The organism is Streptomyces sp. NPDC001903, from assembly GCF_042891345.1.
Taxonomy (GTDB): domain Bacteria; phylum Actinomycetota; class Actinomycetes; order Streptomycetales; family Streptomycetaceae; genus Streptomyces.
Genome location: NZ_JBIASZ010000026.1, coordinates 74,112 through 96,373 on the forward strand (window position 1 = coordinate 74,112; position 22,262 = coordinate 96,373).

At 72.9% G+C, this 22,262-nt stretch carries 18 protein-coding genes; 6 read left to right on the forward strand and 12 right to left on the reverse strand.

The window, feature by feature from the left end; genetic code table 11:
* Positions 1-256: 256 nt before the first annotated feature.
* The 3 genes from ACFYZS_RS36935 (at position 257) to ACFYZS_RS36945 (ending at position 3,604) form a co-directional block, all read left to right on the forward strand.
* Positions 257-997 (forward strand): hypothetical protein, encoded by a 741-nt coding sequence (locus tag ACFYZS_RS36935; protein ID WP_389022830.1) that lies wholly within the window; start codon positions 257-259, stop codon positions 995-997.
* Positions 998-1,107: 110 nt separating this feature from the next.
* Positions 1,108-2,856 carry a glycosyl hydrolase family 18 protein gene (locus ACFYZS_RS36940; protein ID WP_389022832.1) on the forward strand — a complete coding sequence of 583 codons (1,749 nt, stop codon included), beginning with the start codon at positions 1,108-1,110 and terminating at the stop codon, positions 2,854-2,856.
* Between the two features lie 88 nt (positions 2,857-2,944).
* Positions 2,945-3,604 carry a HutD family protein gene (locus tag ACFYZS_RS36945; protein ID WP_389022835.1) on the forward strand — a complete coding sequence of 220 codons (660 nt, stop codon included), beginning with the start codon at positions 2,945-2,947 and terminating at the stop codon, positions 3,602-3,604.
* Here ACFYZS_RS36945 and ACFYZS_RS36950 read toward each other — a convergent pair.
* From ACFYZS_RS36950 to ACFYZS_RS37000, 11 genes are all read right to left on the reverse strand, one after another.
* Positions 3,576-4,994: a GH1 family beta-glucosidase gene (locus ACFYZS_RS36950; protein WP_389022838.1), complete on the reverse strand. Its 1,419-nt coding sequence runs from the start codon at positions 4,992-4,994 to the stop codon at positions 3,576-3,578. The genes ACFYZS_RS36945 and ACFYZS_RS36950 overlap by 29 nt on opposite strands.
* Positions 4,995-5,037: 43 nt before the next feature.
* A complete protein-coding gene (locus ACFYZS_RS36955) occupies positions 5,038-5,871 on the reverse strand; it encodes a carbohydrate ABC transporter permease (RefSeq protein WP_389022840.1) in 834 nt (277 codons plus the stop codon).
* Complete coding sequence (locus tag ACFYZS_RS36960; RefSeq protein WP_389022843.1) at positions 5,868-6,863, reverse strand: carbohydrate ABC transporter permease; 996 nt, start codon at positions 6,861-6,863, stop codon at positions 5,868-5,870. Before ACFYZS_RS36960 ends, ACFYZS_RS36955 begins: the two co-directional genes overlap by 4 nt.
* The gene (locus tag ACFYZS_RS36965; RefSeq protein WP_389022846.1) at positions 6,850-8,154 is read right to left on the reverse strand and encodes an ABC transporter substrate-binding protein; all 1,305 of its coding nucleotides are present in this window, start codon (positions 8,152-8,154) and stop codon (positions 6,850-6,852) included. Before ACFYZS_RS36965 ends, ACFYZS_RS36960 begins: the two co-directional genes overlap by 14 nt.
* 252 nt (positions 8,155-8,406) lie before the next feature.
* A complete protein-coding gene (locus tag ACFYZS_RS36970) occupies positions 8,407-9,450 on the reverse strand; it encodes a LacI family DNA-binding transcriptional regulator (protein ID WP_389022849.1) in 1,044 nt (347 codons plus the stop codon).
* Between the two features lie 100 nt (positions 9,451-9,550).
* Positions 9,551-10,765, reverse strand: coding sequence for a glycoside hydrolase family 64 protein (locus ACFYZS_RS36975; RefSeq protein ID WP_389022851.1), 1,215 nt, complete (start codon positions 10,763-10,765; stop codon positions 9,551-9,553).
* A gap of 28 nt (positions 10,766-10,793) precedes the next feature.
* Positions 10,794-12,227: a glycoside hydrolase family 16 protein gene (locus ACFYZS_RS36980; RefSeq protein ID WP_389022854.1), complete on the reverse strand. Its 1,434-nt coding sequence runs from the start codon at positions 12,225-12,227 to the stop codon at positions 10,794-10,796.
* Between the two features lie 197 nt (positions 12,228-12,424).
* A complete protein-coding gene (locus ACFYZS_RS36985) occupies positions 12,425-13,513 on the reverse strand; it encodes an ABC transporter permease (protein WP_389022857.1) in 1,089 nt (362 codons plus the stop codon).
* Positions 13,510-15,087: a sugar ABC transporter ATP-binding protein gene (locus tag ACFYZS_RS36990; protein WP_389022860.1), complete on the reverse strand. Its 1,578-nt coding sequence runs from the start codon at positions 15,085-15,087 to the stop codon at positions 13,510-13,512. The genes ACFYZS_RS36985 and ACFYZS_RS36990 overlap by 4 nt, the downstream gene beginning before the upstream one ends.
* Positions 15,087-16,142, reverse strand: a complete 1,056-nt coding sequence (locus tag ACFYZS_RS36995; protein WP_389022862.1) for a substrate-binding domain-containing protein — start codon at positions 16,140-16,142, stop codon at positions 15,087-15,089. Before ACFYZS_RS36995 ends, ACFYZS_RS36990 begins: the two co-directional genes overlap by 1 nt.
* A gap of 66 nt (positions 16,143-16,208) precedes the next feature.
* Positions 16,209-17,735, reverse strand: coding sequence for an NPCBM/NEW2 domain-containing protein (locus tag ACFYZS_RS37000; protein WP_389022903.1), 1,527 nt, complete (start codon positions 17,733-17,735; stop codon positions 16,209-16,211).
* Between the two features lie 496 nt (positions 17,736-18,231).
* Here ACFYZS_RS37000 and ACFYZS_RS37005 point away from each other — a divergent pair, with 496 nt between their 5' ends.
* Positions 18,232-19,056, forward strand: coding sequence for a DeoR/GlpR family DNA-binding transcription regulator (locus ACFYZS_RS37005; RefSeq protein WP_389022865.1), 825 nt, complete (start codon positions 18,232-18,234; stop codon positions 19,054-19,056).
* On the forward strand, positions 19,053-20,099 hold the full coding sequence (gene galT, locus ACFYZS_RS37010; protein WP_389022905.1) for a galactose-1-phosphate uridylyltransferase: 1,047 nt from the start codon (positions 19,053-19,055) through the stop codon (positions 20,097-20,099). The genes ACFYZS_RS37005 and galT overlap by 4 nt, the downstream gene beginning before the upstream one ends.
* A gap of 27 nt (positions 20,100-20,126) precedes the next feature.
* Here the strand turns inward: galT and ACFYZS_RS37015 are convergent, their stop codons facing one another.
* Positions 20,127-20,567, reverse strand: a complete 441-nt coding sequence (locus tag ACFYZS_RS37015; protein WP_389022868.1) for a MarR family winged helix-turn-helix transcriptional regulator — start codon at positions 20,565-20,567, stop codon at positions 20,127-20,129.
* 137 nt (positions 20,568-20,704) lie between these two features.
* On the opposite strand from ACFYZS_RS37015, the gene ACFYZS_RS37020 reads away from it, so the two are divergent.
* Positions 20,705-22,213 (forward strand): MFS transporter, encoded by a 1,509-nt coding sequence (locus ACFYZS_RS37020; RefSeq protein WP_389022871.1) that lies wholly within the window; start codon positions 20,705-20,707, stop codon positions 22,211-22,213.
* Positions 22,214-22,262 lie beyond the last annotated feature (49 nt).

Here is a 22,262-nt window from a genome sequence, read left to right on the forward strand (position 1 = left end):
GCGGGGGTGGTTAGGCCCCCCCCCGGGGCCCCCCGGTCCCGCCGGGGGGCATTATGGGGGGGCCGGCGGGGGGGGGGGGGGGGTGGGGGGGGCCCCCGCCCCCGCCCCCGGCTCCCGCGCCCGCCCCCGGCTCCCGCGCCCGACCCGGCTCCCGCGCCCGGCCAACCGATACCGAAGTGTCATCCGCCGCCCCTGCGTACCGGTGGGCCGCGCTTGCTACGGTCCTGCCCTCACGGGAGCCGTAGGAGGGCCCACCATGCACGTCAGACCCCGTCTGCTGATCGCCTCGGCGGTACTGGCGGCGCTCCCGGCCGTCCTGACGGCCTGCTCCGGCCACCCGGACCGCCCGGCCGCCTCCGCCCGCCCGGCGAGCCCCTCGCCCTCCGGCTCCGAGTCCCCGGCGGCTACCGCACCGGCCACCCCGACCGCCTCCGCACCGGCGCCCACGCCCACCCCGACCGCCACCCCCGTCGCCGCGTCCCCGGCCGCGCCCGCGAAGACGCCGCCGGCGCCCCCGGCCCCCGCGACCCGGCTGTCCCTGACCGCGGTGACCCCCGGCGGCGCGCTGCACCTGGTCCGCGGCGGACCCGCCCAGGAGTTCACGGTCACCGTCCGCAACGGCGACTCCCAGGCCTACCGGCATCTGCTCGTCGCCTTCCAGATGGAGCCCCTGACCGGCGAGCCCGGCGACCTCCCCGGACCCGCCGCCTCCTTCGTCCTCGAACGCCGCGACCCGGCCACCGGTGCCTGGCGCGCCGTCGACCTGCGCATCGCAACCGACGCCAAGCCGGCCCACCTCTACGCGGGCGGCGCCGCCCTCGCCCCCGAGGCCGTCCGCACCGAGCGCTACCGGCTGCGCGCCACCGCCACGGGCCCCACGGGCAGCAGCCCGCTCATGGTGTACGCGGTCGACGCGGACGCCGCCGAGGGCACCGCCGCGGACTTCGAACACCCCGGACGCGTCTCGCTGCCCCTCACCGCCAGGAGCCTCCTGTAACTCCCGTTCCCGCTGCGGCAACCGAAGCGGTCCGGACCCCTTGACCCGCACCTGGTCCAGACCAATCATGGGGCGTCCGCCCGTTCGCTCGCGCCCCACCGGGAGCATCGATGAGACGTCCCAGGCCCCTCCCTGCCTTATTCGCGGCCCTGACCACGGTCCTCGCCTCCGCCGGACTCGTCCTCGGGACCGGCGGCGCCGCCCACGCCGCGACCCCGCTGCCCGCGCACGTCTTCGCCCCGTACTTCGAGGCGTACAACGGCGACAGCCCCGCCGACCTCGCCCAGAAGTCCGGAGCCACGTACCTGACCATGGCCTTCGTACAGACCGAGGCCAGGGGCTCGTGCACCCCCTACTGGAACGGCGACACCGGACAGCCCGTCTCCGCCTCCGTCTTCGGGGCCGACTTCGCCACCATCCGCTCGCGCGGCGGCGACGTGATCCCCTCCTTCGGCGGCTACGCGGCCGACAACGGCGGCACCGAGATCGCCGACAGCTGCACCAGCGTGGACGCGATCGCCGCCGCGTACGAGAAGGTGATCACCACCTACGAGGTGTCCCGGCTCGACATGGACATCGAGGACAACTCGCTGACGAACAAGGCGGGCGTCGACCGGCGCAACCAGGCGATCAGGAAGGTGCAGGACTGGGCCGCGGCGAACGGCCGCCCCCTGCAGGTCTCGTACACCCTGCCCACCACCACGGGCGGGCTCGCGGGCAGCGGGCTCGCGGTCCTCAAGAGCGCCAAGGCGGCGGGCGCCCGGGTCGACGTCGTGAACCTGATGACCTTCGACTACTACGACGGCGCCACCCACCACATGGCGACCGACACCCAGACCGCGGCCGCCGGGCTCTACGACCAGCTCGCCGGCCTGTACCCGGCCAAGACCCCCGCCCAGCTCTGGGGGATGATCGGCGTCACCGAGATGCCGGGCATCGACGACTACGGCCCCGCCGAGACCTTCACCACCGCCGACGCCGCCGCCGTCCGCGACTGGGCGGTGGGCAAGGGCATCAACACGCTGTCCTTCTGGGCGCTCCAGCGCGACAACGGCGGCTGCCCCGGCACCGGCGGCTCCGACTCCTGCTCGGGCATCGTCCAGGACCCCTGGTACTTCAGCCACACCTTCGCGCCGTTCACGGGCGGCGGGGGTCCCGTCGCCGACGAGTTCTCGCTCGCCGTCACACCCGGCTCGGCCTCCGTGGCGCCGGGCGGCTCCACCACCGCCGCCCTGAACACGACGGTCGTCTCCGGCACCGCGCACACCATCGCCCTCACGGCCTCCGGAGCACCCGCCGGAGTGACCGCTTCCGTCGACCCGGCCTCCGTCACGGCGGGGGGCTCGGCCCGGCTCACGGTCGCCGCCTCCGCCTCGGCCGCCCCCGGTACGTATCCGATCACCGTCACCGGCACCGCCGGCGGCCTCGGCCACACCGCCGTCCTCACCCTCACGGTCTCCGGCCCGGGCGGCGGCAGCGGCGCACTGGTCAACGGCGGCTTCGAAAGCGGCGTCCTCGCCCCGTGGACCTGCGAGAGCGGCGGCGCGGTGGTGTCCGCCCCGGCACACGGGGGCTCGTACGCCCTGAAGGCCGCACCCACCTCCTCCGGGACGGGCGAGTGCTCCCAGACCCTGGCCCTCGCCCCGAACACGAAGTACACGCTGGCCGGCTGGGTGCAGGGCGGCTACGCCTACCTGGGGGTCCGGGGCGGCGCGAGCGCCAGTACGTGGACCGGCTCGACCGGCTGGTCGAGGCTGACGGTCCCCTTCACGACCGGCGCCTCCGGCACGGTCACCGTCTACCTGCACGGCTGGTACGGACAGGGCGCGGTCCACGCGGACGACCTCTCGGTCGGGTAGACCGCGGGGTCGATAGGCTCGGCCACGGCCGCCCGGGAACGCACCGCCCCGCACAGGGCGGTGCGCACCCGACGGAAGGAACGACGCCATGGCCGGCGGCAACGAGGTCCGGATCCTGCGCGCGGGCGACCGCGCGGCGGTCGCCTGGAAGAACGGCGGCGGGGTGACCCGCGAGATCGCGGCCTGGCCCGAGGGCGCCTCGATGGCCGATTTCGGCTGGCGCATCAGCCTCGCGGAGGTGGCCGCCGACGGGCCGTTCTCGGCCTTTCCCGGGGTCGACCGCACGCTGACCCTCGCCGAGGGAGCGGGCATGGACCTCACGGTGGCCGGCGCCCGCCGCCTCGTCGACGAGCGCTACGCACCGCAGGACTTCCCCGGCGACGCCCCCACCGACTGCCGGCTCCTCGACGGGCCCGTCGTGAACTTCAACGTGATGTACCGCCGGGACCGGGTGCGGGCGCGGACCGCGGTCGTACGGGGTGCCCTCGCGCTCCGCGCCGAGCCGGGGGAGACCCTGCTGCTGGTCGCCCTGCAGGGTCCGGCGGAACTCGAAGCCGAAGCCGAAGCCGGAGCCGGAGCCGGAGCCGGAGCCGGAGCGGGAGCCGAAGCCGAAGCCGAGGCCGAGGCCGAAGCCGTGGTTTCCCTCGGCCCGTACGACGCCGTTCTGATCACCGGCGCCGCCGCCTGCACCCTGCGCACCCGGGGCCGGGCGGCGGTGGTCAGGCTGGCAGCCCGCCCCGGGCGATGACGTCGGCGTACCAGCGGGCGCTGTCCTTCGGCGTGCGCCGCTGGGTCGCGAAGTCCACGTGGACCAGGCCGAACCGCTTGCTGTAGCCGTACGCCCACTCGAAGTTGTCCAGCAGCGACCACACGAAGTACCCGCGCACGTCCGCCCCGTCCTCGATCGCCCGGTGCACCGAGGCCAGATGGCCGTGCAGATAGCCGATCCGGTCGGGATCGTGCACCTCGCCCTCCGGGTCGGCGTAGTCCGCGTACGCGGCTCCGTTCTCCGTGATCATCAGCGGCATGCCCGGCAGTTCGTCGCGCAGCCGGACCAGCAGCTCGTGCAGGCCGCCCGCGTCCACGGGCCAGTCCATCGCCGTCCGCGGCCCCGGCGCGGGCAGGAAGCGCACGTGCTCCTCGGCGCCCACCCACGGCGAGGGCCCGGAAGCCGCGGCCGCGAGCCCGGGCTCGGCGGCCGCGACCACCGTCGGGGAGTAGTAGTTGACGCCCAGCCAGTCGATCGGCGACGCGGCCGCCGCCAGATCGCCGTCCCGGACGAAGGACCAGTCCGTCACCCCGGCGGTGTCCCGGACCAGGTCCTGCGGAAGACGCCCGTGGAAGACCGGGTCGAGGAAGATCCTGTTGCCCACCGCGTCGATCCGGCGCACCGCGTCCAGATCGGCGGCGGAGCGTGTCAGCGGCCGCAGGGCGTGCAGGTTCAGCGTCAGGGAGACCTCCGCCGACGGGGGGAGGGCCGCGCGCAGGGCCGCCGTGCCCAGGCCGTGGGCCAGGTTGAGGTGGTGCGCGGCCCGCAGCGCGGCCTCCGGTTCGGTGCGGCCCGGGGCGTGCACGCCGGAGGCGTAGCCGAGGAAGGCCGAGCACCAGGGCTCGTTCAGGGTGGTCCAGGCGGCCACCCGGTCGCCGAGTGCCCCGGCCACGAGCCCCGCGTACTCCGCGAACCGCTCGGCGGTCTCCCGTACGGGCCAGCCGCCGAGGTCCTCGAGCTCCTGCGGCAGGTCCCAGTGGTAGAGGGTGGCCACCGGCCGGATCCCGGCGGCCAGCAGGGCGTCGGTGAGCCGGCGGTAGAAGTCCAGGCCGCGCCGGTCGGCGGGCCCCCGGCCGGTGGGCTGGACCCGCGGCCAGGCCACCGAGAAGCGGTAGTCGCTCACGCCCAGCCGCCGCAGCAGGGCCACGTCCTCGGCCAGGCGGTGGTAGTGGTCGGCGGCCGTGTCACCGGTGTCGCCGTGGAGCACCCTTCCGGGGGTGTGGCTGAAGGTGTCCCAGATGGACGGCGTCCGGCCGTGCAGCGCGGCCGCGCCCTCGATCTGGTAGGCGGCGGTGGCCGTGCCCCAGCGGAAACCGGCCGGGAAGGCGAGGCCCGTCGTCGCGAGGGGGGACGCGTCGAGCGTGGTCATGAAGACTCCAGAGGAAGTGAGGGGAGGGCCGGGGGCCGCTGCGTCAGCCCTTGACCGCGCCCTGCATGATGCCGCCGACGATCTGGCGGCCGAGCAGTCCGAAGACCAGCAGCACGGGCAGGGTGCCGAGCAGGGTGCCCGCCATGATCACGGACTGGTCGTGGACGTAGCCGCCGCCCAGCTGGCGCAGTGCGACCTGGACGGTCGGCTCCTGCGAGGACAGCGCGACGATCGGCCAGAAGAAGTCGTTCCAGGCGGTCATGAAGGTCAGCAGGCCCAGGACGGCCATGGCCGGACGGGCGATCGGCACGACGATCGACCAGAAGATCCGGGCGTGCGAGGCCCCGTCCACCCGGGCCGCCTCGATCAGCTCGTCCGGCAGCGACTGCACCAGGAACTGCCGCATGAAGAACACCCCGAAGGCCGAGACGAGCCCGGGCAGGATGACGGCCTGGAGCTGGTTCACCCACTGCAGTTCGACGATCAGCATGAAGAGCGGGATCACCCCGAGCTGCGGCGGGATCATCATCGAGGCGACGACGGCGCCGAGCAGCGCCCCGCGGCCGCGGAAGCGGAGCTTGGCGAAGGCGAACCCGGCCAGCGTGGAACAGAGCACCGTGCCGACGGTGATCGACCCGGAGACGATGAGCGAGTTGAGCAGCGCCTTGCCGATCGCGGCCTCGTCCAGGACGGCCCGGAAGTTGTCCAGGAGCCGCGGCCCCGGCAGCAAGGCCGGGAACGGACGGGCCAGTTCGGCATTGGTACGACTGGCCGCGACGAGGGTCCAGTACAGCGGGAAGGCCGAGACCAGCACCGCGCAGATCAGGACGGCGTAGGTGAGCCTGCCGCCGCGCCGGTTGGAGGCGCTCGCGCTCATCGGACGGCCTCCTTGCGGTAACGGCGGCGCGCGATCCAGGAGTTGGCCCCGACCAGTATCACGATCAGCAGGAACATCACCCAGGCGATGGCGGCGGCCCGGCCCAGGTGGAAGAAGCCCCAGCCCTGCTCGTACATGTACAGCCCGAGGGTCTGGTACTGGTGCGAGATGCCGCCGGAAACCGAACCCTCGAACAGGAGCGGTTCGCCGAACAGCTGGGTGGCCCCGATCGTCGAGACGATCGCGGTGAAGACGATCGTGGGCCGCAGCCCGGGCAGGGTCACGTGCAGGAACTGCCGCAGGCGCGAGGCCCCGTCGACCTCGGCCGCCTCGTACAGCTCGGTCGGGATCGTCTGCATGCCGGCCAGGTAGATCAGCGCGTTGTAGCCCGTCCAGCGCCAGACGACGATGGAGGAGACGGCGATCTGGGAGGCCGCCGTGCCGTTCTGCCAGTCGACCGGGTGGATGCCCGCCAGGTCCAGCAGGCGGTTGATCAGCCCGAAATCGTGCCCGAAGAGCTGGGCGAAGATCAGCGAGGCGGCGGCGACCGAGGTCGCGTACGGCAGCAGCAGCGCGGTCCGGAAGAACGTCCGGGCGCGCAAGCGGTAGTTGAGTACGTGGGCCAGCCCCAGGGCCATCAGCAGCTGGGGCACGGTGGACAGCACGCCGATGGTGAAGGTGTTGCGCAGCGCGGTCCGGAAGAACGGATCGGTGAACAGCGCCGCGTAGTTGCCGAGCCCGCGCCACTCCAGCTCGCCGGGGGTCTGGAGCTCGGCGCGGTAGAGGGAGACGTACGCGGTGTAGAGCAGCGGGAAGATCCCGAACGCGGCGAACAGGGTGAAGAACGGGGCGAGGAAGGCGTACGGGGACAGCGAGGCGGGCCGCCCGCGCCGCCGGGGCGAGGGCTCCGGCGGCTCCGGGGCGGCCAGGGGCGCCGCCGGCGCCACCGGAGCCGCGGGCGGCTTCGGTGCCAGTGGCTCAGCCGAGGGCATTCTTGACGGCCTTCTTCGCGTTCGACCAGGCCGTCTCGGGCGCCGTGCCCTTGCGCTCCACCTCGCTGAGCGCGTTGTTGATCTGGTCGGCGATGTCCTTGTCGTGCAGGCCGAGCACCTGGACGGGGGCCTGCTCGGCGGCGTCACCGAAGATCCGGCCGATCGGCGCGTCCGAGAAGTACGGGTCCTTGGCGTCGGCTATCGCCCCGATCGACTTGGTGGCGGAGGGGAAGTTGCCCTGTCCGCGGAAGACCTTGGTCTGCTGCTCGGGCGCGGTGAGCCACTTGATCAGTTCGTACGCCTCCTTCTTGTGGGCGGCCGCGGTCGGGACCGCCAGGTAGGAGCCGCCCCAGTTGCCCGCGCCGCCGGGCAGCTTCGCGACGTCCCACTTGCCCTTGCCCGCCTCTCCCGCCTGGCCCTTGATGTAGCCGAGCATCCACGCGGGGCAGGGCAGGGTGGCGAAGGACCCCGAGGAGAACGCCTGGTTCCACGGCGGCGACCACTGGTCCAGCTTGGCGCTGAGCCCCTCGCCCGCCGCCTTGACCGAGGCGTCCCAGGCGGCCTTCACGGCGGGGCTGTTCTCGTAGATCAGGGCGCCCGAGGCGTCGTAGTAGCGCTCCTTCTCCTGCCCGACCATGATCGCGTTCAGGCTGCCCACGCTGTCGAGCCAGGCGCTGCCCGCGGGAGCCTTCGCCTTGTACTGGCGGCCGAGTTCGAGGTAGCCGTCCCAGGTCGCCCACCGGGTGGCCAGTTCGGCGCGGTCGGTGGGCAGGCCGGCGGCCCGGAACAGGTCGCTGCGGTAGCACATGGCCTCGGGCCCGACGTCGGTGCCCAGACCCAGCACCTTGCCGTCCTTGGTCGTCGCGGCGGACCACTTGGCGGGGGCGAACTCCTCCTTGAGCGCGCCGGCCCCGTACTGGTTCAGGTCCACGAACTTGCCGGCCTGCTGCTGGGTGACCGAGGCGATGCGGCCGACCTCGACGGCCTGGACGTCGGCCAGTCCGCCGCCTCCCGCGAGCCTGGTCTGCAGCGACTTCCAGTAGTCCTGCTCGTCCTCGGTGTCGGTCTGCTTGATCTTGACGCCGGGGTGGAGCCGCTCGTACTCGGCGTAGAGCCCGGACTCCTGGTAGCCGAACGCGCCGAACAGGTCGATGGTGAGCGTGATGCCGCCGCCCGCGGAGTCGGAGGAGCCTGCGCCCGAACCGGATCCGCAGGCGGCCAGGAGCGCTCCGGTGAGCGCGACGGCGCCGAGGCGGACCGCGGTTCTTCCGAAGGTTCGGGGGATCGACATGGGGCGGCCTCCTTGGCCTGGACGGGCAGGGTGCGGGGGTGGGAGTGCGCCAGATTTGAGAGCGCTCTCAGAGCGCGACTGGAGCCTGCACCCGCAGCCGGGGCCCCGTCAAGAGTCGTACCCGAGGCCGGGCCCATTCGTCCACAATCACCCGCGCCGCACGGCGAGTTCGCGCCGCCCGTCGAGACGGACGCCGGGACGCCGCGGCGCCGGTGCGTCGGGGCGTCGGGGCGGCGGTGCGTCGGGGCGGCGTCAGGCGGAGCCGCGCCGCACCAGCGCCGTCGGGGTCACGACCGAGGCGGGCACGGCCCGGTCGCCCTGGGTCTTGTCGAGGGTGCGCAGCAGCAGCTGTGCCATGAGGCGGCCCATGCCCTCGATGTCCTGGCGCACGGTCGTCAGCGGCGGATCGGCGGTCTCCGCCACCAGCTCGGCATCGTCGAACCCGACCAGCGCCACGTCCCCGGGGACGGCCAGGCCGCGCTCCCGCAGCACCCGCAGGGCGCCCGTCGCCATCAGGTCGTTCGCGGCGAACACGGCATCCAGGTCCGGGCAGCGCTCCAGCAGCGCGGCCATCGCCCCCGCCCCGCCCGCCGCGGTGAAGTCCCCCTCCGCGATCAGCGCGGGATCGGCGTCGAGCAGCACGTCCCGGTAGCCGTCGAGCCGGTCCACCGCCGAGGTCTGGTCCAGCGGGCCGGCGATGTGGGCGATCCTCCGCCGGCCCCGGTCCAGCAGGTGCCGTACGGCCTCGCGGGCCCCTCCGCGGTTGTCCGCGTCCACGTACGCGACCCCGCCGTGCCCCCCGGACACCGGGGCCCAGCCCGGCCTGCCGCCGTACACCGTGGGCATCCCGACGCGGCGGGTGATCGCGGGCAGCGGGTCGTCGGTGTGCAGCGAGAAGGCGAGCGCACCGTCGACGTGGCCGCCGGCCAGATAGCGCTCGATACGGTCGTAGTCCCCCCGGTCCTCCACCAGCAGCAGGACCAACTGGGTGTCGTGCGCGGTCAGTTCCTTGCTGATGCCACGGATCTGTCGGGAGAAGAAGGGGTCGGAGAAGATCCGGATCTCCGGCTCCGCGATGATCACGGCCACGGCCCCGGTGCGCCGCGTGACCAGGGTGCGGGCCGCCGGGTTCGGCACGTACCCGAGCTCCCGCACGGCCTCGCGGACCTTCTCCACCAGATGCGCGCGGACGCCGTCGCCGCCGTTGACCACGCGGGAGGCGGTCGCCCGGGACACCCCGGCGCGCTCCGCCACGGCCTCCAGCGTGGGGCGGTGACCTGGAAGCTGTTCGGGCACGGGCACTCCTCCTGCGGGTCCGGGGGCCGTTGGCGCGACGGAGAGCAGGGTAACCCGTGCCGCCGGGAGCCTGAGAGCGCTCCCGGCGAACGGGCGGAGGTCACCAGCCGATGCCGAGCGTCAGCCCGGTCGGCGGCTCGGCGTTGCCGAGGATCTGGACCGGGGACTGGTCGGCCACGTCGTCGTAGGGGAAGCCGTAGGCCCGCTTGTCCAGGCCGACGGTGTGGAAGAAGTCGGCGTAGTCGTTCTTCGCCGCCCCGCCGTAGTACGCCGCCGGGGTGTACCAGGCGGTGGTGTCCAGGGCGATGCCCCGGTTGAACGCGGCGCAGAACTCCGCGCCGAGCTGCTTCTCGGTGTCGTTGCCCGAAGCCAGCGCTCCCGCGCAGGCCATGACGTCCGGCGAGGTGGGCTTGTGGAGGGTGAAGGGGCCCGCGCCGTTCTTGCTGAAGGTCAGGGTGGAGCCCACGACCCGCCCCGAGAAGGTCTCGCCGAGCCGGGTCAGGGTGAACGGATGGGCCGTGTAGTGGGACCAGGCCTGGTCGATGGCGGCCGTGAGGTGGTTCTGCCGCGCCCCGCCCGCGAGGAACAGTTCCGAGGAGCGCGGGGCCACGATGCGGTAGCCGTTCTGCAGCGGCTTGAAGGCCGCCCCGAGGGAGGCCGCGTACTGCTGCATGACCTCGGCGCGGGTCCGGGTGATGCCCCGGGTGGTGTCGTAGCCGCTGGAGGTCTGGCGCAGCCGGGAGGTCATCGGGAAGCCGAACTGGTCGACCTGGGTGGTGTTCCCGCCGAACGCGACCTGGCCGCGCACGTAGGTGTACTCGTACCAGTCGTAGTACACGTCGCTGTTCGGGTCGTTGGGATTGCGCAGGTCGGGACCGCCCCAGCCCTGGTCGTCGGGGGAGACCGGGAGGTAGAGGGGCGAGCCGAGCGAGACGTAGATCCGGCCCCCGCGGATCGACTCGGGGGAGGGCACCGTCCCGCCGACCCGGGCCAGCGTGAAGGACATGTTGGGATAGTCGACCCCCCGTTTGGTGAGGTGGCCGGGCGCGGAGGCGTCGAGGTGGTTGATGTGGGCCATGGAGCCGTCGGGCTTCATGTACGACCACTGGCCGGGCGTCACCTGGCCGAGCACGGTGATGAAGATCTGCGCATCGGGGTACGCCCCGCGGGTGTTGTTCTGGAAGGTGATCGGGAAGGCCCCGGCTCCGGCCTGCGCGTGGTGCGCCGCGGCGCGCGCCGGAGCCGGCAGGACGAACCCCAGCAGGGCGATCAGCGCGGCCGCCAGCGGCAGGGGGAGGGGTCGTCGTGCGTTCATGAGCGTCTCCTCGGTCCGCTCGATCCGGTCAGTGTCCGAAGTCGAACCAGTTCACGTTCACGTAGTCGGCGCCCTGGCCGCTGGTGAAGGTGAGGTAGACGTCGTGCGTGCCGGTGACGGCGCTGATGTTCGCCGGGACGGTCCGCCAGCTCTGCCAGCCCCCGGTTCCGGCGACCGAGAAGCTGCCGATCGGCGGGTTCGTGCGGCTGTCCAGCCGGACCTCGACCAGTCCGCTCACGCCGCCGGCCGCTCCGCTCGCGACCCGCCCGTGGAACTGCGTCGCCGCGGTGGAGCCGAAGTCCACCCCCTTGTACAGGGCCCAGTCGCCGTTCGCGATCGCGCTCAGGTTCCGGCCGCCGCCGGTGTCCGTGGTGGTCTCCGTGCCCAGTCCGGCCTGGCCGTCGTACGACTCGGCCTCGATGGTGCGGTACGCGTCGCGGTTGCCGGACGGCGGCGTGGTGGGCGGGGTCGTCGGGGGTGTGGTCGGGGGTGTGGTCGGCGGGGTCGCGCCTCCCGTCGACCGCAGTACGGACACGTAGTCGACCACCATCGCGTAGCCGGGCTGGGTGCCCGCGTCGGGTCCGCCGCCGAAGGCGTCCGGGAAGCCGCCGCCCATGGCGACGTTCAGGATGATGAAGTAGCCGTGGTTGGTGGCATTGGTCCAGGTGGCGGCGTCCACCTGACTTGCGCGCACGGTGTGGAAGTTGACCCCGTCCAGGTAGAAGCGCATCTCCTCCACCGCGGTGGAGCGGTCCCACTCCACCGCGTACGTGTGGAAACCGGCCTGGCAGGTGGTGCCGGTGCAGACGCGCTGGCCGCCGATGCCGGAGGTCTCGTTGCAGGGGCCGCCCGGACTCGTGCCGCAGTGCACCGTGGCCCACTCGTTGTTGATGCCCTGGACGTTCTCCATGATGTCGATCTCGCCGATGCCGGGCCAGTTCCACCAGTTGCCGCGGTAGGGCGCGCCGAGCATCCAGAAGGCCGGCCAGTAGCCCTTCGCCGCCGCGGCCGTGACGTTCGGCATCTGGATCCGGGCCTCGGTGCGCAGCTTGCCGCCGGCCGGGGGCTGGAAGTCGGAGCGGCGGGTCTCGACGCGGCCGGAGGTCCAGTTGCCGGCGGCGTCCCGGCGCGGGGTGATCCGCAGGTTCCCGGCGCCGTCGAGGGAGACGTTCGCGGTGCTCGCGGTCATCGTCTCGACTTCGCCCGTACCGAAGTTGGCGGGGCCGCCGGGGTAGCTGGTGCCGGTGGTGTACTGCCAGTCCGCGGTGTTCACGCCGGAGCCCGCGGCCCCGTTGAAATCGTCCAGGAACACCTGGGACCAGCCCGCAGGGGGCGGGGGAGCGACGGCGTTGGCGGGCAGGGTGACCACGGCCGCGGCGGCGGTCGCCACGGCCATCGTGCCGAACGCGGCGATGACGGCCCGACGGACGGACGGCCGCTTTCTGCCGGTGGGGAGACGCATGGGTGTGGCCTCTCTTGGGGGGACGGCCCGCTCTGTGAGAGCGCTCTCAAGCGGCGCCGCTGGCCACTGTGCTCCCGCCGCCCACGGGCGTCAAGACGTGGAACCATCAACGGGCATACGAGGAAGCTGAGTTCACCGGTTGAACGGGCGGGTGCGGCTGTTCGCGACCCACCTCTTCAACCGGTGAACTCCGCCTGTCAGGTGGGCAGTCCCACCGCCCGCTCCCCGGCCCGCCGCTTCTGGATCACCACGGCCACCACGAGGAGGGCGCCTTGGGCGACGTTCTGCCAGAACGGGTTCACGCCCTGTACGGTCAGCCCGTTGTCCAGCGCCCCGAGCAGGGTGATGGCCAGCAGGGTGCCGCCCACTCCGCCCTTTCCGCCCGCCAGCAGGCAGCCGCCGAGCGCGGCGGCGGTGATCGCCTTCAGTTCGAGGCCCTCGCTGCCGGAGACGGGGTGGCCGAAGCCGGTCCGGGCCGTCAGCAGGACGCCGGCGACCGCGGCGACCACCCCGGCCAGGCCGTAGATGGCGATCAGGTACTTGTTGATGCCGATCCCGGCCAGCCGGGCGGCGGTGTCGTTGCCGCCGATGGCGTAGATGTTGCGGCCGATGTCCGTCGATTTCAGCAGCAGGTGGATGGCGAGGGTGACCACGGCGAGCACCCAGAGCAGCACGGGGATTCCGGCGACCGCGCCGTTCGCGAGGAAGACGAAGACGTCGTCGTTGCTCACGTACCCCTGGGCCGCGCCCTTCGACAGCAGCTGGGCGACCCCCTTGTACGCGGCGAGGGTGGCCAGCGTCGCGATGACGGGGTTGACCCGGCCGAAGACGATGACCGCGCCGTTGACGAGTCCGGCGAGCAGGCCCGCACCCAGGGCGGCGGCGATGCCGAACAGGGCGTTCCCGCCGGTGGAGGTGAAGACCATGGCGGAGACCACCGAGGCCACGCCCACCTGGGAGCCGACCGAGATGTCCAGGGCCCCGCAGATGATCACCACCGTCTGGACGAGGGCGAGGAGCCCGGAGATGGTCACCGCGTCGCCGATGACCTTGATGTTGGCCCAGGTCAGATAGGCGGGGTTGAGCCATCCGAAGAGGGCCAGCACGAGCACCAGGGCGCCGATCAGGCTGAGGTTCTGCCCGCCGACGGAGCCGGCGAGCGACAGGAGCCGCCGGCCGGGCCGCCGACCGGTGCCCGGCGCCGGGCCGCCCCGGCCGGTGACGCCCGTCGCCCCGGCCCTCTCGTCGGACACGCCGTCTTCCGCGGTCGCGCTGTTCACCTTCACCGGGGTCCTCCGTCGGCCGTCGCCTTCGTGGTCAGGTCGTCGGCCATCGCCAGGGCCAGGACGGCCTCTTCGGTGGCCGCGGACCGGTCGAGCTCTCCGGTGATCCGGCCGCCCTGCATCACCAGCACCCGGTCGGCCAGCGCCAGCACCTCCGGCAGTTCGGAGGAGATGACCAGCAGCGCCACCCCGGCCTCGGCGAGGTCGGCGACGATCCGGTGGATCTCGGCCTTCGCGCCGACGTCGATGCCCCGGGTCGGCTCGTCGAGGATCAGCACCTTGGGCCTGCGGGCCAGCCAGCGCGCGAGCACCACCTTCTGCTGGTTGCCGCCCGAGAGCGTGCGCACCTCCCGGTCCACCGACGGGGTGCGCACGCGCAGTCGCGCGGTGTACTCCCGGGCGAGCTCCTTCTCCGCCGACCGTCGTACGAACCGCAGGCGGCTCAGCCGGTCCAGGACGACCAGCGCGATGTTGTCGCGGACCGACCGGTCGAGGAACAGCGCCTGCGCCTTGCGCTCCTCGGGGGCGAGCCCGATGCCCGCGCGGATCGCGTCGCGGGGGCGGCGCAGCCGTATCTCCTCGCCCAGCACCGAGACCGTCCCGCCGCGCAGCGGCAGATCGCCGATCAGCGCCCGGGCCAGTTCGGAGCGGCCGGCACCGACCAGCCCCGCCAGGGCCACCACCTCGCCGGCCCGGACCCGGAGGCTGATCCCGCGCACGTCGTCGGTGGTCACCTCGCGTACGTCCAGGACGACGCGGCCGGTGGCCGCGCGCGGACGGGCGGAACCCCTCCGCGCGGCGGACAGGTCCCGGCCCACCATCATCCGTACGACGTCGCCCTCGTCCGTGGCGCCGGCGTCCTTCACTCCGACGAGCTCCCCGTCGCGCAGGACGGCCACCCGGTCGGCCAGCCGGAAGATCTCCTGCATGCGGTGGGAGACGTAGACGACGGCGAGCCCCTGCCGGCGCAGTCCGCGGATCAGCGTGAACAGGGCCTCCACCTCGTGCTCGGAGAGCGAGGAGGTGGGTTCGTCGAAGGCGATGACCTTCGCCTCTCCCGTCAATGCCCGCAGGATCTCGACGAGCTGGCGTTGGGCCGCGGTGAGGCGGATGCCCGGGGTGTCCGCGTCGAGGACGTGCCCGAAGCCGATCCGGGCCAGGTCCTCCCGGAGCCGGCGGCGCAGCGCGGCCCGGTCGAAGCGGCGGCCGCCCCGGGTGGGCAGGGCGCCGAGGTAGACGTTCTCGGCGACCGTGAGGTGCGGGACGATCTCCGGCTCCTGGGGGATGAACCGGATGCCGGCGGCCCGCGCGTCGGCGGGGGAGCGCAGCCGCACCTCGGCGCCGTCGACGTGGACCGTGCCGGAGTCGGCCGGCTGGTCGCCGCAGACGATCTTCAGCAGGGTGGACTTCCCGGCGCCGTTCTCGCCCATCAGGGCCGTGACCGAACCGGCCGGGAACTCCAGGCTGACGCCGCTCAGGGCCGGGACCCCGGCGAAGCTCTTGGCGACGCCGGCCACCCGCAGTCCGGGCGCCGTGGCGGGGGCAGGTGCGGGGGCAGGTGCAGGTGCGGGGGTCATCACTTGCAGCCGAATCCGGCGTCCCGCCAGGTGCCCGCGTCGACCATCCTGGTCGGGGCGAAGGCCTCGGGGGCGAACTCCTTGCCGTTCTTGAGCTTGTCGTACATCGCCTGGACGGCCAGTTTGCCGACCTCGTCGCCGGGGATGTAGAGCGCCGCCTTCATCCCGTTGTCGGCGCCCGCCTGCCAGTCCTTGCAGGCCAGATAGGCGCCGAGGCCGACACCGACGATGTCCGCGCCCTTGACGCCCGCGTTGTTCAGGCCCTTGACCCCGCCCGAGACGTTCTCGTCGTTGCAGCCCATGACCACCCAGTGCGCGACGCCCTGATGCGCCGTCACCGTCGCCTCGACCTTGGCCTGCGCGCCCGCCGGGGTGTTGTCCGTACCGAGCTCGATCGTCTGGACCTCGGGGGCGCCGGCCTCCTTCCAGGCGGCCTTGGCCCCGTTGATCCGGTCGGTGCAGACGGTGGTGTCCTGCTTCCAGGCGTAGACGATCCGGGTGTCGGCGGGGCTCCAGCCCGCCTTCGTGAACTCGGCCGCCGCCCGCTTGCCCACCTCGCCGCCCATCTGGGTGCCCGAGAAGCCCACGCGGGCCACCAGGTCGGACTTGTCGCAGGCGGCGGGCTTGGGGCCGCTGACGCACACCTGGTCGTCGGAGGTGAGCAGCGGGATCCCGGCCTTCTTGGCCTCGGCGGCGACCTGGGGGCCGACCGCCGACTCCGGAACGACGATGACGATGCCCGCGTTCTTCTGCGCGATCGCCGACTTGACCTCGGTGATGGTCTTGGAGGCGTCGTTGCCAAGGTTGACGACGGTGAGCTTGACGCCCAGTTCGTCGGCCTTCTTCCTGGCGCCCGCGGCCTCGGAGACGAAGTACTCCTGGTCGCCCTGCTTCTGGAGGTACGCGATGGACATCGGGCCGTCCGACTTCTTGCCGGTGCCCGTTCCCCCTCCCGTTCCCGGGGCGGGTTTGCCGGAGGAGCAGGCCCCCAGGGTGAGCGCCAGTGCGAGGGCGCCGGCCAGGGCGGCGCCGCGGCGGTACCGGATCATGGACATGTACGAGTGCTCCCTCATCGGACCGGGTCGGTGGACCGGCGGCGCCGGGTCGGCGGGTACGGAAGGTCAGGCGCAGGTGATCCGGGGCGCCGCCCAGTCCGCGTGGTCGTAGTCGATGCCGTTGCCGCCGTCGGTGACGACGAGCCGCAGGGTCTGGCCGCCGGTCAGATCGGCGGTGAGCCTGCGGGCCGGGTCCGCCGTGGTGACGACCCCGCTGTCGGCGGCCTTGACGGTGTCCCGGTAGATCTGGAAGACGACGGCGCCGGTGCGCGAACTCTCGTCGTCGACGCCGACGTCCACCGTCAGGGCGGTGCACCTGCCGCCGAGGTGGTAGGTCAGGGCGCCGGCGGCGTGGACGCCCAGCCCCTTGGCGTACGTCGCGCCGCCCACGGTCAGCGTCCTGCCGTCACCGGCGGCCTGCTCCCCGTTGCTCCGGTCCTTCTCCACCGGGCCCCAGCCGCTGCTCACGCCCGTCCAGGGCAGGTCGGACAGGTGGGAGGTGCCGGCCGGCGGAAGCGGCGCCGGCCCCGGGGTGATCCGGTAGACGACGGTGGCGTGCGGGGCGACCGAGGCGCTGATGGTGCCGCTGGTGTTGGTCGAGGCGGCCTTCGTCCACAGCTCCTTGAGGGCGTAGGGCGCGCGGTTGCCGATGCCGAGGGCGTCCGTCCTGGCGGAGATCGTGGCGGTGGAGCCCGTCTCGTTGGTCAGCGAGAGCGCCCGGTCCCCGTTCGCCAGCTCCTTGGCCATCACCACGAGGCCGCCCGAAGCGGAGACCACGGTGCCCTGTTTGCCGAGGGCGTCCTGGTCCAGGGCGATGACATCGGGGTTGGAGAGGATGTCGAAGGTCTCGGCCGTCGCCTTGCGCAGGTCGCTGCCGATCAGCAGCGGCGCCGACATCATCGACCAGAGGGTGAAGTGGGTGCGGTACTCGGTGGCGGTCATCCCGCCGTTGCCGACCTCCAGCATGTCCGGGTCGTTCCACTGGCCCGGGCCCGCGTAGGGCGCGAGCGGCTGGTTCCTGTGCGCGATGGAGATCATCGAGGACCAGCTGTCGCCGATGTCCCCGGTGGTGCGCCAGAGGTGGCCGAGGCTCGATGCCCAGGTCCACGGCTGGTTCTCGCCCCACTCGCACAGCGAGAAGACGATGGGACGCCCGGTCCTCTTCAGCGCGCCGGCCATGTCCGTGTACCGCTTCCTCGCGTCCACGCCCTGGTTGTTGCAGTTGTCGTACTTGAGGTAGTCGACGCCGAACGAGGCGAAGAGGTCGGCGTCCTGCTGCTCGTGGCCGAGGCCGCCGGGGAAGCCCGCGGTGTCGCAGGTCTTGGTGCCGGCGCTGGTGTAGATGCCGAACTTCAGGCCCTTGGAGTGCACGTAGTCCGCGAGGGCCTTGATCCCGCCGGGGAAGCGGACGGGGTCGGCGACCAGGTTGCCCGAGGCGTCGCGGTTCGGCAGGGCCCAGCAGTCGTCGAGGTTGACGTACTGGTAGCCGGCGGCCTTGAGGCCCTTGGCGACGAAGAGGTCGGCGATGCCCTTGACCATCGCCTCGTTGAACTCGGCCCGGCAGTGGGTGGAGTTCCAGTTGTTGAACCCCATGGGCGGGGTCAGGGCCTGGCCGTCGCCCACGGCGGCGGCGGGCGCGGCGCCCGCGAGCACCGCCGTTCCGGCCAGTGCGGCGGCCCCCGCCGCCGGGACCAGTAAGGGCAGGGCCGCGAGGACCGCCGTCACACGGCGGGCGACGGCGCTTCGTAACGAGTGCACAGACGGCTCCTGGGGGGAGTGGGGCCCGGAATTCCGGGAGAGCGTGTGCGGAAATGCGCCTTGACACGTACGTCCTGTACGCCGGTTCCCGCAGAACTCCTCAGGAACGAACGGACTCCAACGGGACGGCCCACATCACACTGCCGTAGCGGGGACATGTCAAGAGAGCGGACTGTGCCAATCCGCCGCCCGGCGGTGGCCCCGGACACCGGCCGCCGCTCTCGCTGCCTTCCCCAACTGCGGCTTTGTCGGGGTCTGTTGACTTCTGTTGGATCCCTCAGGATGCTTCTGCCGACCGGGGACGCCGGTGCCCCAGGAGAGGAACCGCCGCATGGCCGATCCCGGCAGCCTGCTGGCCCATCAGCGCCGCGCCCTCATCCTCGACGAGGTCCGCCGGCGCGGCGGGGTCCGGGTGAACGAGCTGACCCGCTCCCTGAACGTCTCCGACATGACCGTCCGCCGGGACCTGGACGTCCTCGCCCGCGAGGGCCTGCTCCGCAAGGTGCACGGCGGCGCCGTCCTCGGCGACGAGGCCAGCAGCCACGAGCCCGGTTTCGAGGCCAAGTCGGAATGGGAGACGGCGGCGAAGCAGGCCATCGCCAAGGCGGCGGCCGCCCTCGTCGCGCCGGGCTCGGCCATCGCCCTGTCCGCCGGGACCACCACCCACGCGCTGGCCCGGGAGCTCACCGAGGTCCCCGACCTCACCGTGGTCACCAACTCCGTCCGCACCGCGGAGGTCTTCGAGGCCGCCCGCCGGACCGGCAGCGCCGGCTCCGCCCCGACGGTCATCCTCACCGGCGGCATCCGCACCCCCTCCGACGCCCTCGTCGGGCCCATCGCCGACCAGGCCATCCGCTCCCTCCACGTCGACCTGCTCTTCCTCGGCTGCCACGGCCTGGGCGCCGCCACCGGACTGACCACGCCGAACCTCGCCGAGGCGGAGACCAACCGGGCGTTCCTGCGCTCCGCGCGGCGGACGGCGCTGCTCGCCGACCGCACCAAGTGGTCGACCGTCGGGCTCACCACCTTCGCCGCACTGGAGGAGGTCGACGTACTGGTCACCGACTCCCTTCCCGCGGAGGAGGCCGCCGCGGTCACCGAGCGGGTCGGCGAGGTGCTGCTGGCCGAGGGCCCCGCGGGGGAGCGCCCGTGGTGAGGAAGACCCGTACGACCCTGTCCGACGGGCGGACGCTGATCTACTACGAGGGCGCCGAAGGGGCCGGGCCCGCCGCGGGAGGTCCCGTACGCGAGCACGCCGATCCCCGCGGCCTGTCGCCCGTCGCGACGCGCTCCGAGCGGCGCCACGACCGGCTCCTCGACGAGTGGGTGGTGGTCGCCTCGCACCGCCAGGGGCGCACCCATCTGCCGCCCGCGGACCAGTGCCCGCTGTGCCCGTCCGCTCCGGGCCGGGCCACCGAGATCCCGGCCCCGGACTACCAGGTGGCCGTCTTCGAGAACCGCTTCCCCGCCCTGTCCGGACCGGGCGGGGGCCGCTGCGAGGTCGTCTGCTTCAGCCCCGACCACCATGCCTCGTACGCGGACCTCGGCCCGGCCCGGGCCCGAACGGTGCTCGCGGCGCTGGCCGACCGCACCGCCGAGCTCGCCGTGCTCCCGGGCGTGGAGCAGGTGTTCTGCTTCGAGAACCGCGGCCCCGAGATCGGGGTCACCCTCACCCACCCGCACGGCCAGGTCTACGCCCTGCCCGTCCTGACCCCGCGCACCCGGCGCATGCTGGACACGGTCGCCCGCCACCACCGGGCCACCGGGCGGAACCTCTTCGACGAGGTCCGCGACGAGGCGCTGGCCGACGGGCGCAGGGTGGTGGCCGCGGGGGAGCACTGGAGCGCCTTCGTCCCCGAGGCCGCGCGCTGGCCGTACGAGGTGCACCTCTACCCGCACCGGCGCGTCCCCGACCTGCCCGCCCTGACCGGGTCCGAGCAGGCCGAGCTGGCCGTCCTGCAGCTGGATCTGCTCGGCCGCCTCGACCGGCTCTTCCCGACGCCGGCCCCGTACATCTCGGCCTGGCACCAGGCCCCCGTACGGACCGGCCGGGAGCTGTACGCACTCCACCTGGAGCTGTTCACCACCCGGCGGGCGGCCGACAGGCTCAAGTACCCGGCCGGGACCGAATCCGGGATGGGCCAGTTCATCAACGACATCGCGCCCGAGCAGGCGGCCGCGGCGCTGCGCGAGGCCTGACGGCCGCCCCCCGGTGCGCGGGCGTTCCTACGCGTCCTTCTCCATGGTCGGGCGCAGCCGCTCCAGCAGGGCGTAGAGCGTCGCGCTCTCGGTCGCGTCGAGGGTGTCCAGCGCGCCGTGCGTCGCCTGCATTTCCTCGCGCACGCGCCGGATGATCTCGCGGCCCGCGTCCGTGGCCACGACGTTCTTGACGCGGCGGTCGGAGGGGTCGGCCTCGCGGCGCACCAGCTCGCGGGCCTCCAGGCGGTCCACGATCCCGGTGACGTTCGATGCGTCACACACGAGGAGGGTGGCCAGGCCGCGCATCGGCAGCGGGCCGTTGAGCTGGGCGAGGACCCGGGCCTGGGTGGAGGTGAGCCCGTAGTGGGCCGCCGCGGCCGCGAAATCGCGCCACTGGGCGGTTCCGATGGCGGCGAGCAGCTCGAGGAGCTCGAGCTTGGTGGGGGCGGGTCGGGTGCTGGCGCTCATGCCGTCGAGCGTACTCAGGTGGTTGACATTGTCAATTGTTTACTTGACCACTTTAACTATCGACGTCTACCGTCGACGGAGTTACTTGATGACATCAAACATCTGCGATCTGAAGCACTAAGAAGGTCCTGCCAGCCATGAGCACCGCCGCCCCCGCCCCCGCCGAGGCCAAGAACAGGAACGAGACGATCATCGTCTTCGCCCTGAGCCTTGCCGCCATGGTCGTGTCGATGATGCAGACCCTGCCGGTCCCGATCCTGGGCCTCATCCGCACCGACCTCGGTACCTCGACCGCCAACGTGAGCTGGGTGACCACCGCCACCCTGCTGTCCGCCGCCGTCTTCACCCCGCTGCTCGGCCGCTTCGGCGACCAGCACGGCAAGAAGCCCACGCTGGTGGCCGTCCTCGGCGTCATGGTCGTCGGCTCCGTCATCGCCGCCGTCGCGACCTCGCTCCCGCTGCTGATCCTGGGCCGCGTCCTGCAGGGCGCCGCCACCGCGATCTTCCCGCTCGCCCTCTCGGTGCTGCGCGAGGAAGTCCGCCCGCAGAAGCTCCCCGGCGCGATGGCCCTGGTCAGCGGCACCCTCGCCTTCGGCAGCGGCCTGGCGCTCGTCGCCACCGGCCTGCTCACCTCCGGCTCCGACGCCGACTACCGCAACGCCTTCTGGATGGCGACCGGCTTCGCGACCCTGGCCCTGCTCGCCGTCGCCTTCCTGGTCCCCGCGACCCGGCACAAGACCGGCGGCCGCACCGACTTCCTCGGCGCGCTGACCCTCGGCATCACCCTCCTGCTGCTCCTGCTGCCGATCTCGCAGGGCCACGAGTGGGGCTGGACCTCCGGCCGCACCCTGGGCAGCTTCGCCGGCGCCGCCGTCATGACCGCCGTCTGGGTCTTCACGGAGCTCAAGGTCAGCGAGCCGCTCGTCGACATGCGGATGTTCGTCCACCGCCCGGTGCTCATGGCCAACCTGGCCGGCATCCTCGTCGGCTTCGGCATGTTCGCGAACTTCCTGGGCGTCTCGTACCTCGTCCAGATGCCCGAGAAGCTCACCGGCTACGGGTTCGACGCCTCCATCCTGCGCGCTTCCGTGCAGTTCCTGCTGCCCGGCGCGATCGTCTCCCTGCTCGCCTCGCCCATCGGCGGCCAGCTGGTCCGCCACCGCGGGCCGCGCGTGGCCCTCGGCCTCGCCGCCGGGCTCGGCGCCGTGGGCTTCGGCTGGCTGGCCCTGGACCACGGCCACAGCTTCTCGGTGATCGGCGCCGGCCTGGTCGTCGGCGCGGCCGTCAGCTTCGGCTACGCGGCCATGCCCGCCGTCATCATGGCGAGCGTCCCGCACCACCAGAGCGGCATCGCCAACGGCATCAACTCGATCTCCCGCTCCACCGGCAGCGCGATCGGCAGCGCCATCGTCACCACGATCCTGGCGTCGAAGACCATCGAGCACCTGCCCGCGGGCGTGCCCGCCCTGCCGGCCGAGTCCGGGTTCACCCTCACCTTCTGGATCGGGGCCGTCGCCTTCGCCCTGGTCGCGGTGATCAGCTGGATCGGCCTGCGCGGAGCGCACGGGCCGCGCGCGGCCGAGGCGGCCACGCCCGCCGCGGCTCCCGTGAAGGTGGCCGAGCCGGAGCCGGCGAAGACCGCCTGACCTGGCCCTTCGAGGGGGCGGCGCCGTTCGCGGATGCCGTCCCCTCGTT